Raw genomic sequence first — 20953 nt, forward strand, 5'->3', positions numbered from 1 at the left:
GTCGGTTCTTCATCGGTGACGGCAACACCAACGCCCACGGCGACTGTGGCTTCGGAAGGCTGGGACTGATGAAGAACGACACGATCATGGTGACCGGAGCGACGGGCATGCTCGGCCGCGAGGTACTGGAGCGGGTCCGCCGCACCGGCCGCCCGGTCCGCGCGCTCACGCGCAGGACCGCGCTGCCGGACGACGCCGGGGTGGACTGGTACACCGGCGACCTGACCACCGGCGCCGGACTCGACGAGGCGCTCGCGGACGTCCGTACGGTCATCCACTGCGCGAGCGACATCCGGCATTTCAAGAACGACGTCCCGGGCTTGCGGCACCTGCTGGAAGCCGGGAAGCGGGCCGGCGTCGAGCACGTCGTCAACATCTCGATCGTCGGCGTCGACCGGATCCCGTACCCCTACTTCCGGGTCAAGCTGGAGTGCGAGCGGCTGCTCGCCTCCTCGGACCCCGGCTGGACCAACCTGCGGGCCACCCAGTTCCCCGCACTGCTCGACCTCGCCCTCGGGGCCCTGTCCAAGCTCCCGGTGGTCCTCGTACCCTCCGGCACCGACTGCCAGCCGGCCGACGCGGGCGAGGTCGCGGACCGGTTGGTCGAGCTGGCCCTCGGCGACCCGGCCGGCCGGGTGCCCGACTTCGCCGGCCCGACCGTGTACCCGGCCGCAGCTCTCGCCAGGGACTGGCTGCGCGCCGTGGGCAAGCGCCGCGCCGTCCTTCCCGTCCGCGTCCCCGGCAAGATCGGGGCCGCCTGGCGCGCCGGCCACCTGACCACCCCGGGCCACGCGCTCGGCCGGCGCACCTGGGAGGAGTACCTCGCCGAGCGGGTCGCCCGCTGACCCCGCGTCCCGGCCGGTCGCACCCGGCGGAGGGAACGGGCGGAGGAAGTCGGCGGAGGGAGCCGGCGGACCGGCTGGACGTGCGGGCGGACATACCCGCACATACCGTTTCCCGAGACGGCCGAGGAGGTGCGGATGGACTGGCTCCGGGACGAGATCTTCCAGCCCTACCCCGAGCTGCTCATCTTCCTGACCATCGCCGTCGGCTTCCTGCTCGGCCGCATCCGGTACAAGTCCATCGCGCTGGGCGCCGTCACCGGATGCCTCGTCGCCGGCCTGGTCATCGGCTCCCAGGCCAAGGTCGAGATCGACGGTCCGATCAAGTCCGTCTTCTTCCTGATGTTCCTCTTCGCCCTCGGCTACGACGTCGGCCCGCAGTTCTTCCGCGCCCTGCGCAAGGACGGCCTCCCCCAGGTCGTCCTGGCCCTCATCGTCTGCGTCACCGGACTCGCCACCGCCTGGGCCTTCGCCGCCCTCGCCGGTTACGGGCCCGGCCTGTCCGCCGGCCTGCTCGGCGGCGGCCTCACCCAGTCCGCCGTCATCGGCGTCGGCTCCGACGCCATCTCCCACCTGCCCGGCGTCGACGCGGCCGAGGCCCGGGACCAGTCCCATCTGATCGCCGTCGCCTACGCGGTCACGTACCCCCTCGGTACGGTGCTGCCCGCGCTGCTCCTCGCCGGAATCCTGCCCCGCCTGCTGCGCCGGGACCTCGCGGAGGAGAGCGCCGTGCTCGCCGCCGACCTGGAGGCCGCCGAGGACGACCCCGATGCCGGGGAGGGCTACTACAAGCACGTGCTGCGCGCCTACGCCGTCGACGTGGCGGCCTTCGCCGGGCGCACGATCGGGGACTTCGAGGCGGAGCAGAAGGCCGCCGGGCGGCGGCTCTACATCACCCGGCTGCGCCGCGCCGGGGAGATCCTGGAGCACTCCGCGGACACCCGCGTCGAGATCGGGGACGTCCTGGCCGTCAGCGCGGTCCGCGGCGACCTCGTCGCGTACGACGCGCGCACGCACATCGGGATGGAGACGGACGACTTCGAACTGCTCGCCTACCGCACCGAGTCCCTGCACGTGGTCATCACCGACCGGAACCTGAGCGGCCGCACCATCCGCACCCTGCGCCACGAGGAGTTCATGCCGGGCGTCTTCGTCGACGGGCACTGGCGGGCCGGCGCCGACCTGCGGGTCCGCCTCGACAGCACCGTGGAGCGGGGCGACACCCTGGTCCTCACGGGGCCGCGCAGCCGGGTGGAGGCGGCCGCGGCGGAGCTGGGCAAGCCGGTGCCGACCAGCTTCGCGACGGACATGGTGTGGATCGCGCTCGGGCTCTTCCTCGGCGGCTGCCTCGGCATCCCGGCGCTGCACGCGGCCGGCGCGCCGCTGTCGCTGTCCACCTCCACCGGGGCGCTGCTGATGGGGCTGGTCTTCGGCTGGATCCGGAGCAAGTACCCCACGTACGGGAACCTGCCGTCGGCCGCGCAGTGGCTGATGGGCACGCTCGGCCTGTGCGTGTTCGTCACGGTCGTCGGACTCAACGCGGGCCCGAGCTTCGTGCCGGGCCTGCGCGAAGCCGGCTGGCCGCTGTTGCTGTGGGGCGCCGCCGTGACGAGCGTGCCGCTGCTGGCCGGATTCGCCTACGGGCACTTCGTGCAGCGGCTCCCCCTCCCGATCCTGCTCGGCGCCCTGGCCGGAGCCCAGACCACGACGGCCGCCCTCGGCGCCCTGACGGAACGCGCCCGCAGCCAGATCCCGGCCCTGGGGACGACGGTCCCGTACGCCCTGGGCAACGTCCTGCTGACGATGTGGGGGTCGGTGATCGTGCTGCTGCGGCGGTGAGGAACCACCGGCGGTGAGCGCTGCCCAATTCCTCATCGACACGAGCGCGTTGGCCCGACTCATGCGGGGCGACGCGGAACAGTACGGCTGGGACCAGGCGGCGGCCGGTCTCTTCGCCACCTGCCCGATCACCGAGCTGGATTTCTTCCACAGCGCACGGTCCGCCGAGGACCGGGTCCGTGGGATCGAGGACATGCGCCTGTTGTTCGGCTGGGTGCCGATCGACGACCGCGCCTACCTCCAGTGGTACGGCCGGGCGGCTGAGAGGTAGGGACGGCGGACCGCCTCGACGGATCGGGAACCGGCGGCTAGCCGTGGGGGATCAGGGCCACCGGGCTGTGGGCGTGGTGGGCCACCGCGTGGTCCGTGGGGCCCATGCCGTGGAGGGGGCGGTGGTGGCGGCGGCCGACGACCAGGAGGTCGGCCTCGGCCGACTCGTCGAGCAAGAGCTGCGCCGGGTCGCCGGGGCGGGTCACGCACTCGGCCGCCACCAGCGGGTGGCGCGCGCCGGCCGCGGACACCGCCGCTTCGAGCGGCTCCGGGCCTGCCGGGCCCGCTTGCACCGCGTGCACCGCGCGCAGCGGGAGCGCGTGGCGCGCCGCCCAGGCGTACGCGAAGTCGAGCACCGCGGCGTAGTCGCCCGCCGGGTCCACCCCCACGACGACCCCGTGTCCGTGCGGCGCACGCTCGGCGGGCTCCCGTACCAGGACCACGGGGACCTCGGCGCGCCCCGCGACGTGCAGCGCCGTGGAGCCGAGGCGGGGGACCACGTGGCGGTCCTCGCCGCTCGCACCGAGCACGATCAGCCCGGCGCCCGACCGGGCCGCCGCCCGCGGGATCTCGTTGCCGGGTCCGCCCTCGGCGGTGGCCGCCTCGACGGTCAGGCCCTGGTGGGTGGTGCGGAGTTCCTCGACGAGCGCCGACAGCGCGGTCCTCGCCACGCGCTCGCTCTCGCCGAGCACGGGCTGGAACTCCACGGAGATCGGCTGGATGGTGGGCCAGGCCTGGCCCACGTGGAGCAGCCGGAGCGGCGCCCCGGCCGCCAGGGCCTCACGTGCGGCCCACCGGGCCGCGGCGACGCTCCGGGCGGACCCGTCGAACCCCACGAGGACGGGGAGGGCGGGGAGGACAGGAGCCGCGGGCGGGACAGGCTGGTCGGACGGGACGGACATCGGCGGCACCCTTCGTTCACATGCCGCGGCCAATTCCTGGTCGCTCCTACGACGCTACGCCAACCGCCGCATTTACCCCTCTTCGCGGCTTTTGGCAGGCGGGAGTTTGATGGCAGGTCCTCGGGCCTGTCGGGCCCGTTACCGCCTCGTCTCCGTGGTGACCCGGGAGTCGGTCGAGGAGCTCGGCATCGCGGTCGGGGTCAGCGTGACGGCCCGGGTGAAGTCCACGGACGTCCCTATCGACCTGGCTTTTTGGCCCCGGCCCGCGAAGGGCGGCGCGGGGTGGCTAGCAGCGCAGCGCCGCGTACAGGTCCAGCTTGTGGTCGAGGCGCGAGAGGTCGCGGCCGGTCAGGGCCTCCACCCGCTCGATCCGGTAGTGGACCGTGTTCACGTGCAGGTGCAGTGCCTCCGCCGTGCGCGTCCACGAGCAGTTGTTCGCGAGGAACACCTCCAGCGTCTCCCGCAGCATGCCGTCCCCGAGCGAGCCCAGCGTCCGCGTCCCGAACACCCCGCGCACTTCCGGCGGGACCCCCGAGAGCAGTTTGGTCAGGGTGTCCAGCTGCTCCACACCGCGGACCGCGACCACCGCGTCGGCCGCCCTCAGCGCGAAGCGCGCCTGGCACAGTGACGCGCGTAGCCCGTCGGCCGAAGCGGTCCGCGCGCCCACCCCGAGCCGCAGATCGGCCCCCGGGTCGGCGCACGCCTGGAGCAGCGGCCACACGGCGCGCAGCCGGTCGGTGAGATCGGCGGTGGCGCCGGTGCCGGTGGAGTCGGCCCCGTCCGGGCCCTCGTACAGCACCGCCCCGCCCGGCCCCACCGCCCACCGGAGCCCCTCCAGCTGCTCCTCCAGGTGCCCCAGCGCCTCCGCCAGCGCGTCCCCGTCGGTCGCCGCCAGCACCCGGTACGGGCCCCCCGCGGGCAGCCCGGCCGCCTGGAGCGCGGCGCCGAGGAGGTCCGGTTCGGCCTCGGCCGACACCAGGGCGAGCAGGTCCCGTCCGGCGTCCCGTCGCGCGGCCACCCGGCGGGCCAGGCCGTCGCGGTACTGCGCGAACACCTCGGCGATCTCGTGGAGCACCCGCGGCGGCGCCGCGTCCGCGTCCGGGACGTGCAGCAGCCAGGCGTCGTACGGGGAGCCCTCGGCCTCGACGCCCAGCGAGACCCCGCCCTTCGCGGCGGAGGCGGCCCGCTGCGCCGGGATCGCGGGCGCGGACGGGGTACGGGCCACCGTGCGGCCGCTGGCGGTCAGCAGGTAGCAGGGCAGCCGGCCCAGGTGCGCGCACGCCCGGTCCAGCAGCTCCGCCGGCCCGGCCCCGCCCTCCAGGAGCCGGCTGAGCTCGCTGCGCACGTTCTCGGGGAGCGCGAAGTGCCGGGTGGGGCGTCGGCTGAGGTCCCCCCACTGGCGCAGGTACACCGCCTCGGTGACGGCCCGGAAGCTGGTCTGCGCGGGCACCGCCACCAGCGGCATCCGGTGGGCCCGGCAGGCGGCGACGAGCTCCTCGGGCACCCCTCCGTGGGTCTCCTCGCCCGCCAGCAGCGCCCGCGCTCCGGCGTCGGCGAGTGCGGCGACGAACCGGTCGGTCCTGGCGGCGGCCGACGCCCCCGGACGCCACCACACGAGGCCGCTGAGCACGAGCTCTCCGGGGCCCAGGAACCGGCCCGGGTCCTCCAGGTCGGTGGCGGTCACCCCGCTGACCTCCTGGCCGAGAAGGGACTGCTCGCCCCAGAGCAGGGTGAGGCCGAGGTTGTCGGACTGGAGCAGGTCGAGGACGTGCATGGCGGGGACTCCTTGCGGCGGGTGGCAGCCCACAATCGCGAGGCGAATATGAGGATTGCCATGGTAAATGCAAGGACAATCCTTCGGACAGCCTCTTGGATGATTCACCAGGCAGGCCCCGTCGGCCCTGTCGTTTTTCCGTGGCGGGGACCAGTCGTCCCCGCCCCCGGCGCGTTGTTTCACTGACGGGACGACGGAAAACGGCGAAAAACGACGGCTGGACGACGAACCGACGCCGAGACCACGGCCAGGCGACGGCAAGACGGCGGCACGACGGCGGCACGACAGCAGCACGACAGCAGCACGACAGCAGCACGACGGCGGCATGACGGCGACGGAAAGGATGGCGGGAAATGGACCTCAACACGGTGCTCGACGTACGCGACGCACGCCGCCGCGAACCCTGGCGTCCGGGTGACGCCTGGCTCGGCGGCGGCACGTACCTCTTCTCCGAGCCCCAGCCCCGCATCCGCCGTCTCGTCGACCTCTCCCGGATGGGCTGGCCACCCCTGTCCCGGCAGCCCGACGGCTCCCTCGACATCGCCGCCACCTGCACCATCACCGAGCTGTCCCGCTTCGCCCGGACCCTGCCCACCACGGCCGCGCCGCTCTTCGAACAGTGCTGCCGGGCCTTCCTCGCCAGCTTCAAGATCTGGAACATGGCGACCGTCGGCGGCAACCTCTGCAACGGCCTCCCCGCCGGCCCGATGATCTCCCTCACCGCCGCCCTCGACGGCACCGTGCTCCTCCAGGGCCAGGACGGCGCCACCCGCCGCCTGCCCGTCACCGACTTCATCCGCGGAGCCGGCGACAAGGACCTGCGCGACGGCGAGCTGCTGCGCTCGGTGCGGCTGCCCGCCCGCGCCCTGGACTCCCGTACGGCCTTCCGGCAGGCCTCCCTCTACGGCCTCGGCCGCTCCGGCGCCCTCGTCATCGGCGCCCACGACCCCCAGGACGGCTCCCTCGCCGTCACGGTCTCGGCCGCCACCACCCGGCCCTTCCGCTTCTGGTTCGCGCTGCCGCCCACGGCGGCCGAGCTGCGCCGGGCGATCGACGACGCCGTCCGGCCCGACGAGTGGTACGACGACATCCACGGACTGCCCGCCTGGCGGCGGCACATGGCGCTGCTCCTCGCCGAGGAGATCCGCCGCGAGCTCGACCCCGAGGAGGTTTCCCGATGAGCTACGAGATCGAGATCAACAAGCGGCGCTTCGAGGACGAGCCCCGCTCGGGCCAGTGCCTGCGCACCTACCTCCGCGAGCGCGGCTGGTTCGGCGTGAAGAAGGGCTGCGACCAGGGCGACTGCGGCGCCTGCACGGTCCACGTCGACGGGCAGCCCGTCCACAGCTGCCTCTACCCGGCCGTCCGCGCCGAGGGCCGCTCCGTCACCACCGTCGAGGGACTGTGCTCACCCGGCGGCGAACTCCATCCCGTCCAACAGCAGTTCCTCCACGCCCAGGGCTTCCAGTGCGGCTTCTGCACGGCCGGATTCCTGATGACCACCTCCGCCCTCCAGGCCGAGCGGGGCACCGCCCACGACGACGGCAAGCTCGAGGACCTCCCCCGCGCCTTCAAGGGCAACATCTGCCGCTGCACCGGATACCGCGCCATCGAAGACGCCGTACGCGGCGTGAAGCACGTCGAAACCCCCGAGGCGGGACAGGCCGTGGGCAAGAGCCTCGGCGCCCCCGCCGGCCCCCAGGTCGTCACCGGCACCGCCCGCTACACCTTCGACATCGACGTCCCCGGCCTGCTCCACATGAAGCTGCTGCGCTCCCCGCACCCGCACGCCCGCATCGTCGCCATCGACACCCGCGACGCCCTCCAGGTCCCCGGCGTCCACGCTGTCTTCACCCACCACGACGCGCCTGACCGGCTCTACTCGAGTGCCCGGCACGAGCACCCGACCGAGGACCCGATGGACACCCGGGTCCTGGACGACGTGGTCCGCTTCGTCGGCCAGCGCGTGACGGCCGTCGTCGCCGACTCCGAGCAGGCCGCGGAGGAGGGGTGCCGCCGCGTGGTGGTCACGTACGAGGAACTGCCGTACGTCATCGACCCGGAGGAGGCGATGCTCCCGGGCGCCCCGGTCATCCATCCCAAGGGTCCCGAGTCGGGCATCTTCCGCGCGGAGAACAACGTGTGCGGCGAGGTCCACAACACCCTCGGCGACATGGAGAAGGGCTACGCGGAGGCGGATGTGGTCTACGAGGAGACGTATCTGACGCAGCGCGTGCAGCATGCCAGCCTCGAAACTCACGGCAGCGTCGCGTACTTCGAGCCCAAGGAGGACGGCTCCCCGGGCGAGCGCATCACCGTCCGCTCCTCCACCCAAGCGCCGTTCCTGACCCGGCGGGCCCTGTGCGCCCTCTACGACCTGAACGAGGACGAGGTCCGCGTCGTCGCGGGCCGCGTGGGCGGCGGGTTCGGCGGCAAACAGGAAATGCTCACCGAGGACATCGTGGTCCTCGCCGCCCTGAAACTGCGGCGCCCGGTGAAACTCGAATTCACCCGCGCCGAGCAGTTCTACGGAGCCACCACCCGCCACCCCTTCAAGGTCACCATCAAGATCGGCGCCAAGGCCGACGGCACCCTCACCGCGCTCCGCATCCGGGTCGTCTCCAACACCGGCGCCTACGGAAACCACGGCCCGGCCGTCATGTTCCACAGCGTCGGCGAGTCCTTCGCGGTCTACAAGGCCCCGAACAAGCAGGTCGAGGCCTACTCCGTCTACACCAACGGGGTACCGGCCGGCGCCTTCCGCGGCTACGGCCTGGGCCAGGTGCTCTTCGCCCTCGAATCGGTCATGGACGAGCTCGCCCTCCGGCTCGGCATGGACCCGCTCGTCCTGCGCGAGAAGAACGTCATCGGCCCCGGCGACCACATGGTCACCCCGATCGGCCACGAGGAGGACCTCTTCATCGCCTCGTACGGGATGAAGCAGTGCATGGACGTCGTCCGCAAGGCCATCGCCGAGGACCGCAGCCACGAGGACGTCCCCGAGGGCTGGCTCACCGGCACGGGCACGGCGGTCGCGATGATCGCGACCGGACCGCCGGGCGGCCACTACGCCGACGCCCGGATCAGCCTGCTGCGCGACGGGACGTACGACATCGCGGTGGGCACGGCGGAGTTCGGCAACGGCACCACCACCGTCCACAAGCAGATCACCGCCGGAGCCCTGAACACCACGGTCGACCGGATCACGGTCCGCCAGTCCGACACCGACGTGGTCCGCCACGACACCGGTGCCTTCGGGTCGGCCGGCACGGTGGTTGCGGGCAAGGCGGTCATGCTGGCCGCCGACTCCCTCGCGGAGCGCCTCACCACCTTCGCGGCCCGCCACACCGGCGTGGCCCGGCACCTGTGCAAGCTGTCCGCCGAAGCCTTCGACTGCGCGGGCCGCGTGGTCACCCTCAAGGAGCTGTACGAGGCCGCGTACGACACGGGCAAGCTCGACGAGATCGCCGCCGACGGCCACTGGGGCGGCTCCCCGCGCTCGGTGGCCTTCAACGCCCAGTGGTTCCGGATCGCCGTCGACCCCAACACGGGCGAGATGAGGATCCTGCGCAGCGTCCACGCGGCGGACGCGGGCAAGGTCATGAACCCGATGCAGTGCCGCGGCCAGGTCGAGGGCGGTGTGGCCCAGGCCCTCGGCGCCACCCTCTTCGAGACCGTACGGGTGGACGAGCGCGGCGAAGTCACCACGGCCGCCTTCCGCCGCTACCGCCTCCCGCAATACGCGGACGTCCCGCGCACCGAGGTCCACTTCATGGAGACCTCGGACGCGATCGGCCCGCTCGGCGCCAAGTCGATGTCCGAGAGCCCCTTCAACCCGGTGGGCCCCGCCTTCACCAACGCACTCCGGGACGCGACGGGAATCCGCTTCACGGAGCTGCCGGTGACGCGGGACGTGGTCTGGCAGCGGATCCACGAGGCGTGCGGGACATCGGCAGGCCCGCTCGGCTCGCCCGGCCCGCTCGGCTCGCTCCCGGGGCGGAAGCGGGGCGCAGAACCAGGATCTGCCAGGCAAAATTGATGATTGCCTGCACAGGTGCGGCTCATATCAAGCTCTGAACCTCGCAGACGAGGTTCCCGATGACAGAGAACCGGGCATGAGTGAGCCATGGCCAAACTCATGCTGCACGGAGACCTGGACCACCCGGCGACGCTCAGCGTCGCGGACCTGCGGGACTGGGCACAACACCGGGCCGCGGTCACGTTCGATTGCGCGACCAACGGTCCGCAACACCACGTCTTCGAGGGCCCGTTGCTCCGGCAGGTCATCTCGGACGCCGGCCCGGCCTTCGACGCACGCCGCCGCAAGGACCGTTCGCGGTTCCTGCTCGCCGTGACCGGCGGGGACGGACACCATTCGATGCTGTCCTGGGCCGAGTTGGACGCCGACTTCGGCGCGAGCCCGGTGCTGCTGGCGACCCGCCTCGACGGGGAGGACCTCGACGAGGCGGGTGCGCAGCTGGTGGTCCCTTCGGACCGGTGCGGGGCGCGCTACGTCAGCGCCGTCACGCACGTGTGGTTCGGCGCGCTGTCGCCGCCGAGTCTGGGCCTGTAGAGGAGCGCGCGGTCCGGGCGTGGAGGACCGCACAAGATCGACGCTAGGCGGCCCCGGGCCGACCCGCTTTCGGCGCGTCGCATCCGCCAACCAGAACCACCCGGGCGGCTGGCCTCTGCGTCGGAAAAAGAATCTTCGGAGTTCCTGTCACATCCGTGCGGTGGCGCGGGTCAGTGCGGTGAGGAAGAAAAAACCGCCGTCCGGACCGCCGGACGCACCGCCTGCCGAGGAGCCCCTCATGGACATCGCCGCCACCGTCGTCGCCGTATTCGCCGCCGCCATGTCGGGCTTCTCGGGGTACTCGCTCCTGCGCCGCGCCCCGTGGGTTGTCGAGGCCATGGAGCAGTACAAGGTCCCCGGGGCCTGGTGGACCCCGCTCGGCGCGGCCAAGGCCGCCGGAGCCCTGGGCCTGCTCGTCGGCCTCTTCGTCCCGGCCGTCGGCGTCGCCGCGGGCGTCGGCCTGGTCCTCTACTACACCGGCGCCGTGATCACCGTGCTCCGGGCCCGGGCCTACGCGCACGCCCCCTTCCCGGTGATCTACATGGCCCCGGTCGTGGCCGCCTTCGCCCTCGGCTTCGCCGCGTAGGGCGCACGAGGGTGCGAGGGCCGGGGGGTGCGGGGAGGTGCGGGGGCAGGGCCCCCCCACCACTCCTCAGGCGAACTTCGGCATCTCGCCGACCGTCTTCGTCACGTCGATCACCGCGAACGCCGCGCCCTGCGGGTCCGTGACCGCCGCGAAGCGGCCGAAGGGGCTGTCCATCGGGCCGAAGTGCAGCTTGCCGCCGTGGGCCTGGGTCTTCGCGACCGCCTCGTCGCAGTCCGGGACGGCGAAGTAGACCTGGACGTACGAAGGGATCTCCGGCGGGAAGTCGGTGCCCATGTTCATCCGGCCCAGCACCGGGTTGTCCGGGCCGCCCAGGCTGAAGACCTTGAAGTCCATCCCGGCTGCCTCGGGGTCGTCGCCGAGGTCCATCTGCTGGGTCCCGTACGGGAAGACCTGCGGGAGGAACGCGTCCGGCTTGGCCACGTCGCGCGAGAAGAACTCGGCCCAGCAGTACGCGCCCGCCTCGCCCATCTTCTCGAAGCCCTTGTGGTCGCCCGGCTGCCAGACGCCGAAGACGGCGCCGCTCGGCTCCTTCGCGATGGCCATCGTGCCGAAGGAGCCGACCTGCATCGGCTCCATGAGGAGCTCGCCGCCGGCCGCCCTGATCTTCGCGGCCGTGGCCGCGGCATCGGGCGAGGCGAGGTAGAGACACCATTGCGAATGGCCCTCCGCCCCCGGCATCGGCGGCACCACGGCCGCGACGGCCTTGCCGTCGGAGTAGGCCTGCGTGTAGTTGCCGTACTCGCTGCTGGACTCCCCGAAGGTCCAGCCGAGGACATCGGCGTAGAAGGTCTTCGCGCCCTCCAGATCGGAGAACATCGCGTCCACCCAGCAGGGCGCACCTTCCGTGAACTCAGTCATGATCGATCGACTCCTGTGTCGTGTGCGACGTGACCCGTCTCGGTACTCACGCTAGGCGCGGGGTCTGACAATCGCGCGGGGAGCACCGCCGCGCGGGACCCTGGGTGCATGGACGACAAGAACAAGAGCGTCACCATCCGGCTCGCCCAGCAGCCGGAGGCCGACGAACTGCTGGGCCGCAGCCCGCTCGCCGCGCTGGTCGGGATGCTGCTGGACCAGCAGGTACCCATGGAATGGGCGTTCTCGGGGCCCTACACGATCGCCCGGCGCCTCGGCTCCGACGACCTGGACGCGCACGCGATCGCCGCCTACGACCCGGAGGCCTTCGCCGCGCTGCTCTCCGAGAAGCCGGCCGTGCACCGCTACCCGGGGTCGATGGCGAAGCGGGTGCAGCAGCTGTGCGCGTACCTGGTGGAGCACTACGAAGGGGACGCGGCGGCGGTGTGGACCGACGTGGGGACCGGCGCCGAGCTGCTGGCGCGGCTGCGGGCGCTGCCCGGCTTCGGGGAGCAGAAGGCGCAGATCTTCCTGGCGCTGCTCGGCAAGCGGTTCGGGGTGCGTCCGCGCGGCTGGCGCGAGGCGGCCGGCGGCTACGGGCCGGCGAACGTCTACCGGTCGGCGGCCGATATCACCGGCCCGGAGTCGCTGGCCAAAGTGCGGGCGCACAAGCAGGAGGCGAAGGCCGCCGCGAAGGCCGGGAAGGCGGCTGGAAAGGCGACCTGAACGGCGACCTGGAAAACGGGGTCGGAAAGCCGCCGGAGAAGCAGTCGGAAAGCGGCACCGGCGGTCCCGTCAAACGGAATTGACCGTTCGGGCGGGTGCGCCGTCCGTTGTCAGACCCTGCCCCTAAGCTCGTGATCATGACTGAGAACCTGACGCGCGCCGCCACTGCCGAGATCATCTCCGATGGCCCCGGCAGCCTCATCACGCTGCTCACGGACACCGCCGAGCTCACCTGCAACACGGCCACCTTCGAGGCGGGCGCGGCGGGTGCCCCGGTGCACTTCCACACCAAGGCGACCGAGTTCTTCCACGTCACGGACGGCACGCTCGACGTCCTGCTCGGCGACGAGATACACACCCTGACCAAGGGCGATTTCCTCGCCGTGCCGCCCGGTGTGAAGCACGCCTTCGCCCCGGCCGCGGACTCCACCGCCGAGGTGTTCGTCGGCTTCACCCCCGGCATGGGCCGCTTCGACTACTACCGGCTGCTCGGCCGGGTCCGGGCCGGCGAGGCCACGGTGCAGGACATCATCGACAGCCAGCCGGTCTACGACAACCACTACGCGGAGAGCGACGCCTGGGCCGGCCGCCTGAAGCGCAGCGCCGAGGCGTAGATCTCGTCGGCGTCGAGCCGTCGCAGTTCCTCCGCGATGAGCTCGGCGCTGCTGCGGATCTTCAGCGCCACCTTGCGGTCGGGGCTGCCCGGCAGGAGCAAGGTGGCCAGGACGCCGTCCGGGCGGTCCACGCGGATCTCCCCGGCCGTGGTCGTCAGCCGGACCCGGGTGATGACCGGACCCTCGGTCGCCACCCGTTCCACGGGCACGCCGAGCCGGTCCTCGAGCCAGCGGGCGAGCAGCTCGGAGCTCGCGTTGCCGGGCTCGCTCTCCACGGCCGCGCCCGTCACCGGGAGCGGCTTCTGGTCCAGGGCGGCGGCCAGGAGCGAGCGCCACGGGGTGAGCCGGGTCCAGGCCAGATCGGTGTCCCCGGGCTCGTAGGCGCCGCCGCGGACGTCGAGTGCGGCGACCGGGTCGGCGGCCGCCTCGGCGTCCGTGATCCTGCGCTGCGCGAGGGCGCCGAGCGGGTCCCGGGCCGGCGCGGCCGGGGCCTCGGCGGGCCACCAGGCCACCACGGGCGCGTCCGGCACCAGCAGCGGGAGCACCACGGAACCCGCGTGCTCATTGAGGGTCCCGTGCAGCCGGAGCAGCACGATCTCCCCGGACCCGGCGTCGGCCCCGACCCGCAGCTCGGCGTCGAGCCGGTTCTGCCGCTGCCGGTGCGAGCCGCGGGCGGTGCGCTTTATGACCGCGATGATCCGGCAGGGGTGCTCGCGCGAGGCCTCGGAGGCCGCGCGGACGGCGTCGTAGGCGTTCTCCTCGTCCGTGGCGACGAGGAGGTTGAGCACGAGTCCCATCGTGGGACTTCCGATGGCCCGTCGCGCGTCGAGCAGGGCCCGGTTGACCTTGCTGGAGGTCGTATCGGTGAGTTCGGTCCGCATGCTCCGAGTCTCGCAGGCCGGACGGGGCCCCCGGTACGGAAATCCCCTCCCCGCCCCGGGAGGTTCAGCGGCGCCGCCTGGCCGTGCCGAAGATGGACCGGGAGATCTCGCGGCCCAGCTGCGTACCGATCGATCGGGCCAGAGAGCGGAAGAGCCCGCTGCCCACCACCTGTTCCGCCAGCGAGGGATCGGGCTTCGGCGCCGCCTTCGCGGCCGCCTTCGCCTGCTTCTCCGCCTCCGCCGCGGCCGCCGCCGCCTCGGCTTCGGCCTCCGCCGCCGCCTGCTCGGCGCTGATCTTCTCGTACGCCGATTCCCGGTCGACGGGCTCCGCGTACCGCGACCAGAGCAGCGAGGACTTCACGGCCTGGTCCAGCGCGGCCGCGTCGATCGGCGCCATCAGCGACTGGGGGGCCCGCAGCCGGGTCGCCGCCACCGGCGTCGGTGCGCCGTTCTCGCTGAGCACCGTGATCACCGCCTCGCCCGTCCCCAGCTGTGTGAGCAGCTCCTCCAGGTCGTAGCCGGAGTTCGGGAAGGTCTTCACCGTCGCCTTCAGCGCCTTCGCGTCGTCCGGGGTGAAGGCGCGCAGCGCGTGCTGCACCCGGTTGCCGAGCTGCGCCAGCACGTCGGCCGGCACGTCCTTGGGGGTCTGGGTGACGAAGAAGACGCCGACGCCCTTGGAGCGGATCAGCCGGACCGTCTGCGTGATGGCTTCGAGGAAGGCTTTCGAGGCCCCGTTGAACAGCAGGTGGGCCTCGTCGAAGAAGAAGACCAGCTTGGGCTTCTCCAGATCGCCGACTTCCGGGAGGTCGGTGTAGAGATCCGCCAGCAGCCACATCAGGAAAGTGGAGAAGAGCTGCGGTTTGTCCTGGACCGCCGGGAGCTCCAGTACGGAGACCAGTCCGCGCCCGTCCGCCGCCCTCCGGAGGAATTCACTGGTGTCGAATTCGGGCTCGCCGAAGAATTCCGCGGCCCCTTGCTGCTCGAAGGCGGTGAGCGCCCGCAGGATCACTCCGGCGGTCACGGTGGAAAGTCCGCCGATGCCCTTGAGCTCGGGCTTTCCCTTGTCCGAGACGAGGAAGGCGACGACCGCCCGCAGGTCCTTGAGGTCGATCAGCTCCAGGCCCTTGGTATCGGCGTAGTGGAAGATCAGCCCCAGTGACTGCTCCTGCGTCTGGTTGAGCTGGAGCACCTTGGACATCAGGACCGGCCCGAAGCTCGTCACGGTGGACCGGAGCGGGATTCCGGGGCCGATCCCGCCCAGCGAGTAGAACTCGCTCGGGCATCCCGTGGCCTCCCATTCCTGGGCCACGTCCTTGGCCCGTTCCTCGATCTTCTCGTTGGCCGTGCCGGGTGCGGAGATCCCCGAGACGTCACCCTTGATGTCCGCGAGGAAGACCGGAACTCCGTTGGCCGACAGTTGCTCGGCGATGAGCTGCAGCGTCTTGGTCTTGCCTGTTCCGGTGGCCCCCGCGACCAGTCCGTGCCGGTTGAGCATCGACAGCGGAATGCGGATCTGGTGCTCCGGCAGGCAGGCCCCGTCCCAGAGCAGGGCACCCAGATCGAGCGCGGGTCCGGTGAAGGCGTACCCCGCGGCGATCTGGCCGGCAGGGGACGCGGGGTCGGTGCTCTGGCTCATATATCACTCCCGAAATAGCACTCTTCGTCACCTTTGCACCGTCATCGCAAGGCTGCGCCCGCAGGCCCCTGCCCGGTAGGCTTTCCGTGTGATCTTCAAGCGCATCGGAAATAGGCGGCCGTACCCCGACCACGGCAGGGAAACCACCCGGCAGTGGGCGGATGTCGCCCCGCGCCCGGTCCGGCTCGACCAGCTTGTGACCACCAAGGGCCAGCTCGACCTCGAAACGCTGCTCGCCGAGGATTCGACCTTCTACGGGGACCTCTTCGCCCACGTCGTGAAGTGGCAGGGCGACCTCTACCTGGAGGACGGCCTGCACCGCGCCGTCCGCGCCGCGCTCCAGCAGCGCCAGGTCCTGCACGCGCGCGTCCTCGAACTGGGCTGATCCGCCCTTCGAGGGTGTCGGATAGGTCCCGGTTGCGCCTTTCGGGTCAGCCTTGCCCTATCAACAGATGATTCAGTGGGCATCGGCAGCGGTCGGCATTACGCTGCGCACATGAGCATGCTCACTCCCCCTGGCATGGGCGGAAAGTACAAGGTCACGGGAGCGGCTTACCCCCGCATGACCCGCCCTCGACGCCGCCGCCGGATCGTCCTCGTGGTGCTCGGATCAATCATCGGGCTCGCCCTGATCGCTTACGGGGCCGTGCAGCTCATCGACGTGTTCGGCGGCGACGCGGACAAACGCAAGACCGCCGCCGCGGCCAAGGACTGCGCCACCCCCGCCCCCAAGGCGGGCTCCGCCGCCTCCGCCGCGCCGAAGGTCGCGCTCCCGCCGCCCGGCGGGATCACGGTCAACGTCTACAACGCGACCCCCCGCGCGGGCCTGGCCAAGGCCGTGGGCGATGAGCTCAAGAACCGCGGCTTCGCCATCGGTAAGGTCGGCAACGCCCCCGCCGACTTCGACAAGAAGGTTCCGGGCGCCGGGATACTGGTCGGCTCGCCGCAGACGGACAAGGCCGCCTTCTCCGTCCTCGGCACCAACCTCGCCGGCGCCACCCAGCAGACCGACACCCGCGAGACCGCGGACATCGACCTGATCCTGGGCGACGCCTTCAAGGAGCTCACCCCGAAGGCCGACGCGGACAAGGCCCTGGCCGCCCTGGCCAACCCCCAGCCCGCACCCGCCAAGAAGTGCTGACCGCATGAGAATGCCCGGCCTCCGAAGCGGGGGCCGGGCATGCGAGCCGTGTCCGGGCTACTCCGCCGAGCCGTACATGCGGTCGCCCGCGTCGCCCAGCCCCGGCACGATGTAGCCCTGCTCGTTGAGCCGCTCGTCCACCGCGGCCGTCACCACCGTCACCGGCGTGCCCGCCAGCTCGCGCTCCATGATCTCGACGCCCTCGGGCGCGGCCAGCAGCACCACCGCGGTCACATCGTCCGCACCGCGCTTGATGAGCTCCTTGATCGCCGCGACGAGCGTGCCGCCGGTGGCGAGCATCGGGTCCACCACGTAGACCTGGCGGCCCGAGAGGTCCTCCGGCATGCGCGTCGCGTACGTGGAGGCCTCCAGGGTCTCCTCGTTGCGGACCATGCCGAGGAAGCCGACCTCGGCGGTCGGCAGCAGCCGCACCATGCCGTCGAGCATGCCGAGACCGGCGCGCAGGATCGGTACGACCAGCGGCCGCGGGTAGGAGAGCTTCACACCGGTGGTCGGACCGACCGGGGTGACGATGTCGGCCTGCTCGGTGCGCACGTCCCGGGTGGCCTCGTACGCGAGCAGGGTCACCAGCTCGTCGGCGAGCCGCCGGAAGGTGGGGGAGTCGGTGCGCTTGTCGCGCAGGGTGGTGAGTTTGTGCGCCACCAACGGGTGATCCACGACCTGCAAACGCACAACATCCTCCAAGACTCGGCTGCCGCAGCGAAAGCTGCGACCTGCGACGCCGCTACCTGCGAAAACGGCCGCAAATGCGCGACCCACACCCAAAAGGCTACGCGCTGCGCCCACCCCTTCGCGCCGGAAGCGGCGGCCACGCCCGGAAACCGCTGGAGATGCGACCCGCCCGGACCCCCAGCACGCTGGACTGATGACCCACGCAATGGTGATCGCCGCAGTCGACGGATCCGAACACAGCCTCAAGGCCCTGGAGTGGGCAAGGGCTGCGGCAGTGCGCCACGGCACCGGGCTCATCGTCGCCCACGTGCTGTCCGACAGCGCCCAGCTGTACGCGGCACGCCGTTCCTCCCTGCACGACCGCGCCGAGCCCGAAGAGACCGAGGACCCCGTCAGCGTACGGATACGGGCCCATCTGGCCGCCGGTGGCCGGCTGCCCTCCGAAGTCCGCTACGAGTCCCTGGAGGGCTCGGTCCCGGAGGCCCTGCGGGACATCGGGGAGGGCGCCCGGATGCTCGTGATGGGCTCCCGGGGCCGCGGCGGCTTCGCCGCGCTGCTGCTCGGCTCGAACAGCCGCGCCGTGGCCACCAGCGCCGCCTGCCCGGTGGTCGTGGTCGCGCACGAGGCGCGCGGGGTGGACGTGGCCGCCCAGGCCTCGGCCGGGCGCGTGGTGCTGGGACTGCACGCCGCGGAGACGCCCGACAACGTACTGGACTTCGCGTTCACCGAGGCCGCCGCGCGGGACACCACCCTGCAGGTGGTGTCGGCGTACAGCATCCCGCCGTCGCCGACGATGGTGATCGACAGCCCGTTCGCGGTGATCCCGCCCGACGCGCTGGTGGGGGAGGACGAGAACGCCGTACCGGCCGAGCGGGAGATGCTCCGCTCCCAGACGGAGCGGCTCGCACCGTTCCGGGCGAAGTACCCGGCCGTGCCCGTCGAGCAGGCAGCGGTGCCCGGGGACGCCGCCGGGCGCCTCGTGGACACCTCGAAGTCCGCCGCACTGGTCGTAGTGGGCCGCCACCACCCGCGCCGGCACATCCGGTCCCTGATGATCGGCTCGGTCGCGAACGCCGTGCTGCAGCACGCGCACGGGCCGGTGGCGATCGTCCCGACCCTGCCGGAGTCGCCGGGATTGTCGGAATCCGACTGAATTCCTTTCAAGTCATGGCAGAAGGTGGCATCAAACGGCTGGTCCGAGGGAAGGTGGGGGTTCGGGGGGACGGACCGGACCGGACCAGCCAGGGGCGGTGACCCATGCCCGACGACGATCACGAGCCACTGGAGACGACGGCGCAGCGCAGAGCCCGGCGCGCGCAGTTCCTCCGTGACCTGCACGAGGCCAGGGAACTGCGCGACCGGGTCCAGCCCAGGCGCGCCCGCGCCGCCCGCATGCGCCAGCAGATGCGCATGCGCACCTTTCGCTGGTGAGCCCGTCGGCGAGCCCCGCGGGAGGCCCTGCGAGGGCCCGCCGCGCCGCCGTCCCGGCCCCGGCACGAGGCCCCGTACAACACGCGCGGCCAGCGCCACGGCGCGGAAGACCTCTCGCAATGGCTCCGTTTCTGCCACGATGCCGACTGGGCGGGGTACGAAACGGCGAGCAGGGGGCCGTTCCACCCCCACCCACCTCCGGCCGGGGGGAACTCCAACCGGCACGCCTATGACCAGTGGGAGAGTCACGGTGTATTTCGCCGCACTGCTCGCGCGCACCGAAGACGGGTGGGAAGCGAGCGACATGGAACTCGACGATGTCGAGTCTCTGAGTGATCTGATCGATCTCGCCCGCTCCGCCTCTGTCGACGACGACACGGTGGTAGCCCTCATCGAACAGGAGGACACCTGGTTCGGGGTCGTCCGGGTGGACGGCGAGGAGGACCCGCGCTACTACGTGTCCAACGCCTCCGCCGCCTCCCGCAGCTCCTACGGCTCGATGCTGACCGACGAGCTGCTCGGCAAGGACGAGGAGGACGACGAACTCGACGAGCTGGACCTCGACGGCACCGAGGACGGCGAGGACGAGGTCATCGCCTCTTATCCGGACGGCGGCTCCGCCGCCAGAGACGAGGGGGACCACGCATACGCGGACCACACGGACGACACGGACGACACGGACGCGGACGACAGCCGCGACGTACGGGCCGGATCCGAACCGGCACCCGCCGGCCCGCTCGGCGACCCCAGGCTGCTCGACGACCTCGGGGTCAGCCACAAACAACTGATGACCCTGGACGGGGACGCGCTCTCGGAGATCGCCGATTCGCTCGGCGCCACCGAGGTCCTGGAGGCCGTCCGCTAGTGATCCCCGCGCACCACCACACCCCGCGGCCCGACCCGTACACGCCCGATCCCGTACGGGACCCGTGGCAGGACTCCATGCGCCTGGCGCTCCGGGAGGCCGCCCGGGCGGTGCCGGCCGGCGACGTGCCGGTCGGCGCCGTGGTGCTCGGCCCGGACGGGAAGGTCCTCGCCACCGGGCACAACGAGCGGGAGGCGACCGGAGACCCGACGGCGCACGCCGAGGTACTGGCGCTGCGCCGGGCGGCCGCCGCCCTCGGGGAATGGCGGCTCCCGGGGTGCACCCTCGTGGTGACCCTGGAGCCGTGCGTGATGTGCGCGGGCGCGCTCGTGCAGTCACGGGTGGCCCGGGTCGTCTTCGGGGCGTCCGACGAGAAGGCGGGCGCCGCCGGGTCACTGTGGGACCTCGTACGGGACCGCCGGCTCAACCACCGGCCCGAGGTCATCGCGGGCGTGCTCGCGGGGGAGTGCGCGCGGCAGCTGACGGACTTCTTCCGCGAGCTCTGAGCGCTGTCGCGCGTATCGATTTCAGAGCACGGGTCTCCTTGGGCTAAGCTCTCTCTCGGTAGCGTGTCCGAGCGGCCGAAGGAGCACGCCTCGAAAGCGTGTGATGGTGCAAGCTATCCGTGGGTTCAAATCCCACCGCTACCGCTCTGATCGAGAGCCCCGCCCCGCAAGGGTCGGGGCTCTCGGCGTTTCCGGCGCCCTACGCCCCTGGGTCCTGGTCCTGTGTCCTGTGTGCCCTGCCTCCGGCGTCCGAGGGACATCCGCGTGACCGCCCGCGCCCTCGGCCGTTGTCACGGCATGACCAAGACCCAGCGCATCCTCGCCGCCATCGCCCTCGCGGGGGCCGCCGCGGGCCTCGCGGCTCCCGCCGCCTCCGCCGCCCCCATCTCCCCTCTCACCCTCCCGGACCTGCCGGCGCCGCAGGGCATGCCGGACGGGGCGAGCCCGTCCTCGGTGCAGGAGATCGGCGGGCAGGTCAGCGGTGGCCTGAACCAGCTCAACCAGCTGATGGAGCTGCCGAACCACCTCGCGCCCGTGATCGCCCCGGTCCAGCCGATCGCCGACCTGGCCGGCGGGCTGGAGTAGGCGGGACCCGGAGCCCGAACCGTTCGGCCCATGCCGTTCGGCGGACAACGCGAAGAAGGCCCCGACCTGAGTCGGGACCTTCAACGGTTGGGACGGGGGAAGTGGCATCGGGGGGACAAGCCACTTCCCCCGATGAGGACGGAACCTGCCAGTCCAAGCCGCAGTCAGGGGGGAAGCTTGCGGCTCGGACCCCGCAGTGAGGTCCTGTCCCTC

Annotated in this window: 21 protein-coding genes, 1 tRNA gene and 2 pseudogenes; 18 read left to right on the top strand and 6 right to left on the bottom strand. The window is 71.9% G+C overall.

Going from position 1 to position 20953, the window contains the following annotated elements; translation table 11 throughout:
• Positions 1–68 precede the first annotated feature (68 nt).
• The 3 genes and pseudogenes from OG247_RS20925 to OG247_RS20935 all read left to right on the top strand — a co-directional run.
• Positions 69–845 (top strand): SDR family oxidoreductase, encoded by a 777-nt coding sequence (locus tag OG247_RS20925; protein WP_327253679.1) that lies wholly within the window; start codon positions 69–71, stop codon positions 843–845.
• A gap of 135 nt (positions 846–980) precedes the next feature.
• Positions 981–2681, top strand: a complete 1701-nt coding sequence (locus tag OG247_RS20930) for an aspartate:alanine exchanger family transporter (RefSeq protein WP_327253680.1) — start codon at positions 981–983, stop codon at positions 2679–2681.
• A gap of 13 nt (positions 2682–2694) precedes the next feature.
• Positions 2695–2919, top strand: a pseudogene (locus OG247_RS20935) (PIN domain nuclease); the annotation flags it as partial.
• 70 nt (positions 2920–2989) lie between these two features.
• Here the strand turns inward: OG247_RS20935 and OG247_RS20940 are convergent.
• Positions 2990–3853: a universal stress protein gene (locus OG247_RS20940; protein WP_327253681.1), complete on the bottom strand. Its 864-nt coding sequence runs from the start codon at positions 3851–3853 to the stop codon at positions 2990–2992.
• 139 nt (positions 3854–3992) lie between these two features.
• Between OG247_RS20940 and OG247_RS20945 the strand changes: the two are divergent.
• Positions 3993–4097: pseudogene (locus OG247_RS20945) on the top strand (TOBE domain-containing protein); the annotation flags it as partial.
• A gap of 42 nt (positions 4098–4139) precedes the next feature.
• Here OG247_RS20945 and OG247_RS20950 read toward each other — a convergent pair.
• Positions 4140–5627 (bottom strand): helix-turn-helix domain-containing protein, encoded by a 1488-nt coding sequence (locus tag OG247_RS20950; RefSeq protein WP_327253682.1) that lies wholly within the window; start codon positions 5625–5627, stop codon positions 4140–4142.
• Positions 5628–5980: 353 nt separating this feature from the next.
• Here OG247_RS20950 and OG247_RS20955 point away from each other — a divergent pair, with 353 nt between their 5' ends.
• From OG247_RS20955 to OG247_RS20970, 4 genes are all read left to right on the top strand, one after another.
• Complete coding sequence (locus tag OG247_RS20955) at positions 5981–6808, top strand: FAD binding domain-containing protein (RefSeq protein WP_327253683.1); 828 nt, start codon at positions 5981–5983, stop codon at positions 6806–6808.
• Positions 6805–9666 (top strand): molybdopterin-dependent oxidoreductase, encoded by a 2862-nt coding sequence (locus tag OG247_RS20960; RefSeq protein WP_327253684.1) that lies wholly within the window; start codon positions 6805–6807, stop codon positions 9664–9666. The genes OG247_RS20955 and OG247_RS20960 overlap by 4 nt, the downstream gene beginning before the upstream one ends.
• Positions 9667–9753: 87 nt before the next feature.
• Entirely contained in the window at positions 9754–10200 is a 447-nt protein-coding gene (locus OG247_RS20965) for a molybdopterin-dependent oxidoreductase (RefSeq protein WP_327253685.1), read from the top strand.
• A gap of 238 nt (positions 10201–10438) precedes the next feature.
• Entirely contained in the window at positions 10439–10786 is a 348-nt protein-coding gene (locus tag OG247_RS20970) for a DoxX family protein (protein WP_327253686.1), read from the top strand.
• A gap of 66 nt (positions 10787–10852) precedes the next feature.
• Here the strand turns inward: OG247_RS20970 and OG247_RS20975 are convergent, their stop codons facing one another.
• Entirely contained in the window at positions 10853–11665 is an 813-nt protein-coding gene (locus OG247_RS20975) for a VOC family protein (RefSeq protein ID WP_327253687.1), read from the bottom strand.
• Between the two features lie 108 nt (positions 11666–11773).
• Here OG247_RS20975 and OG247_RS20980 point away from each other — a divergent pair, with 108 nt between their 5' ends.
• Both OG247_RS20980 and OG247_RS20985 read left to right on the top strand, forming a co-directional pair.
• Positions 11774–12388: an HhH-GPD-type base excision DNA repair protein gene (locus OG247_RS20980; protein ID WP_327253688.1), complete on the top strand. Its 615-nt coding sequence runs from the start codon at positions 11774–11776 to the stop codon at positions 12386–12388.
• Between the two features lie 137 nt (positions 12389–12525).
• A complete protein-coding gene (locus OG247_RS20985) occupies positions 12526–13002 on the top strand; it encodes a cupin domain-containing protein (RefSeq protein ID WP_327253689.1) in 477 nt (158 codons plus the stop codon).
• Here OG247_RS20985 and opcA read toward each other — a convergent pair.
• Both opcA and OG247_RS20995 read right to left on the bottom strand, forming a co-directional pair.
• The gene (opcA, locus tag OG247_RS20990; RefSeq protein ID WP_327253690.1) at positions 12948–13883 is read right to left on the bottom strand and encodes a glucose-6-phosphate dehydrogenase assembly protein OpcA; all 936 of its coding nucleotides are present in this window, start codon (positions 13881–13883) and stop codon (positions 12948–12950) included. The genes OG247_RS20985 and opcA overlap by 55 nt on opposite strands.
• Positions 13884–13947: 64 nt before the next feature.
• On the bottom strand, positions 13948–15519 hold the full coding sequence (locus OG247_RS20995; RefSeq protein WP_327253691.1) for a helicase HerA-like domain-containing protein: 1572 nt from the start codon (positions 15517–15519) through the stop codon (positions 13948–13950).
• An 88-nt stretch (positions 15520–15607) separates the two neighbouring features.
• On the opposite strand from OG247_RS20995, the gene OG247_RS21000 reads away from it, so the two are divergent.
• Positions 15608–15904 (top strand): type II toxin-antitoxin system VapB family antitoxin, encoded by a 297-nt coding sequence (locus OG247_RS21000; protein ID WP_112446725.1) that lies wholly within the window; start codon positions 15608–15610, stop codon positions 15902–15904.
• A gap of 111 nt (positions 15905–16015) precedes the next feature.
• The gene (locus OG247_RS21005) at positions 16016–16660 is read left to right on the top strand and encodes a LytR C-terminal domain-containing protein (RefSeq protein WP_327253692.1); all 645 of its coding nucleotides are present in this window, start codon (positions 16016–16018) and stop codon (positions 16658–16660) included.
• Between the two features lie 57 nt (positions 16661–16717).
• Here the strand turns inward: OG247_RS21005 and upp are convergent, their stop codons facing one another.
• Complete coding sequence (gene upp, locus OG247_RS21010) at positions 16718–17353, bottom strand: uracil phosphoribosyltransferase (RefSeq protein WP_254381950.1); 636 nt, start codon at positions 17351–17353, stop codon at positions 16718–16720.
• 193 nt (positions 17354–17546) lie between these two features.
• On the opposite strand from upp, the gene OG247_RS21015 reads away from it, so the two are divergent.
• The 6 genes from OG247_RS21015 (at position 17547) to OG247_RS21040 (ending at position 20740) form a co-directional block, all read left to right on the top strand.
• Positions 17547–18506 (top strand): universal stress protein, encoded by a 960-nt coding sequence (locus tag OG247_RS21015; protein WP_327253693.1) that lies wholly within the window; start codon positions 17547–17549, stop codon positions 18504–18506.
• Between the two features lie 104 nt (positions 18507–18610).
• A complete protein-coding gene (locus OG247_RS21020) occupies positions 18611–18784 on the top strand; it encodes a hypothetical protein (RefSeq protein WP_243341832.1) in 174 nt (57 codons plus the stop codon).
• Positions 18785–19034: 250 nt separating this feature from the next.
• Positions 19035–19649 carry a tRNA adenosine deaminase-associated protein gene (locus tag OG247_RS21025; RefSeq protein ID WP_327257562.1) on the top strand — a complete coding sequence of 205 codons (615 nt, stop codon included), beginning with the start codon at positions 19035–19037 and terminating at the stop codon, positions 19647–19649.
• 77 nt (positions 19650–19726) lie between these two features.
• Complete coding sequence (tadA, locus tag OG247_RS21030; RefSeq protein WP_327257563.1) at positions 19727–20155, top strand: tRNA adenosine(34) deaminase TadA; 429 nt, start codon at positions 19727–19729, stop codon at positions 20153–20155.
• Between the two features lie 57 nt (positions 20156–20212).
• Positions 20213–20299: transfer RNA gene (locus tag OG247_RS21035), tRNA-Ser, on the top strand.
• Between the two features lie 120 nt (positions 20300–20419).
• The gene (locus OG247_RS21040; RefSeq protein ID WP_250738522.1) at positions 20420–20740 is read left to right on the top strand and encodes a hypothetical protein; all 321 of its coding nucleotides are present in this window, start codon (positions 20420–20422) and stop codon (positions 20738–20740) included.
• Positions 20741–20953: the final 213 nt, after the last annotated feature.

Source organism: Streptomyces sp. NBC_01244 (assembly GCF_035987325.1).
Classification (GTDB): domain Bacteria; phylum Actinomycetota; class Actinomycetes; order Streptomycetales; family Streptomycetaceae; genus Streptomyces.

Bases quoted from the DNA above. Each gene is read 5' to 3' on its own strand.
- OG247_RS20975 (WP_327253687.1), bottom strand. From the start codon at position 11,665: ATGACTGAGTTCACGGAAGGTGCGCCCTGCTGGGTGGACGCGATGTTC.
- OG247_RS20980 (WP_327253688.1), top strand. From the start codon at position 11,774: ATGGACGACAAGAACAAGAGCGTCACCATCCGGCTCGCCCAGCAGCCG.
- OG247_RS20960 (WP_327253684.1), top strand. From the start codon at position 6,805: ATGAGCTACGAGATCGAGATCAACAAGCGGCGCTTCGAGGACGAGCCC.
- OG247_RS20930 (WP_327253680.1), top strand. From the start codon at position 981: ATGGACTGGCTCCGGGACGAGATCTTCCAGCCCTACCCCGAGCTGCTC.
- OG247_RS20965 (WP_327253685.1), top strand. From the start codon at position 9,754: ATGGCCAAACTCATGCTGCACGGAGACCTGGACCACCCGGCGACGCTC.
- tadA (WP_327257563.1), top strand. From the start codon at position 19,727: ATGCGCCTGGCGCTCCGGGAGGCCGCCCGGGCGGTGCCGGCCGGCGAC.
- OG247_RS20940 (WP_327253681.1), bottom strand. From the start codon at position 3,853: ATGTCCGTCCCGTCCGACCAGCCTGTCCCGCCCGCGGCTCCTGTCCTC.
- OG247_RS21015 (WP_327253693.1), top strand. From the start codon at position 17,547: ATGACCCACGCAATGGTGATCGCCGCAGTCGACGGATCCGAACACAGC.
- OG247_RS20955 (WP_327253683.1), top strand. From the start codon at position 5,981: ATGGACCTCAACACGGTGCTCGACGTACGCGACGCACGCCGCCGCGAA.
- OG247_RS20950 (WP_327253682.1), bottom strand. From the start codon at position 5,627: ATGCACGTCCTCGACCTGCTCCAGTCCGACAACCTCGGCCTCACCCTG.
- OG247_RS20970 (WP_327253686.1), top strand. From the start codon at position 10,439: ATGGACATCGCCGCCACCGTCGTCGCCGTATTCGCCGCCGCCATGTCG.
- OG247_RS20995 (WP_327253691.1), bottom strand. From the start codon at position 15,519: ATGAGCCAGAGCACCGACCCCGCGTCCCCTGCCGGCCAGATCGCCGCG.
- OG247_RS21005 (WP_327253692.1), top strand. From the start codon at position 16,016: ATGAGCATGCTCACTCCCCCTGGCATGGGCGGAAAGTACAAGGTCACG.
- OG247_RS20985 (WP_327253689.1), top strand. From the start codon at position 12,526: ATGACTGAGAACCTGACGCGCGCCGCCACTGCCGAGATCATCTCCGAT.
- OG247_RS20925 (WP_327253679.1), top strand. From the start codon at position 69: ATGAAGAACGACACGATCATGGTGACCGGAGCGACGGGCATGCTCGGC.
- OG247_RS21020 (WP_243341832.1), top strand. From the start codon at position 18,611: ATGCCCGACGACGATCACGAGCCACTGGAGACGACGGCGCAGCGCAGA.
- opcA (WP_327253690.1), bottom strand. From the start codon at position 13,883: ATGCGGACCGAACTCACCGATACGACCTCCAGCAAGGTCAACCGGGCC.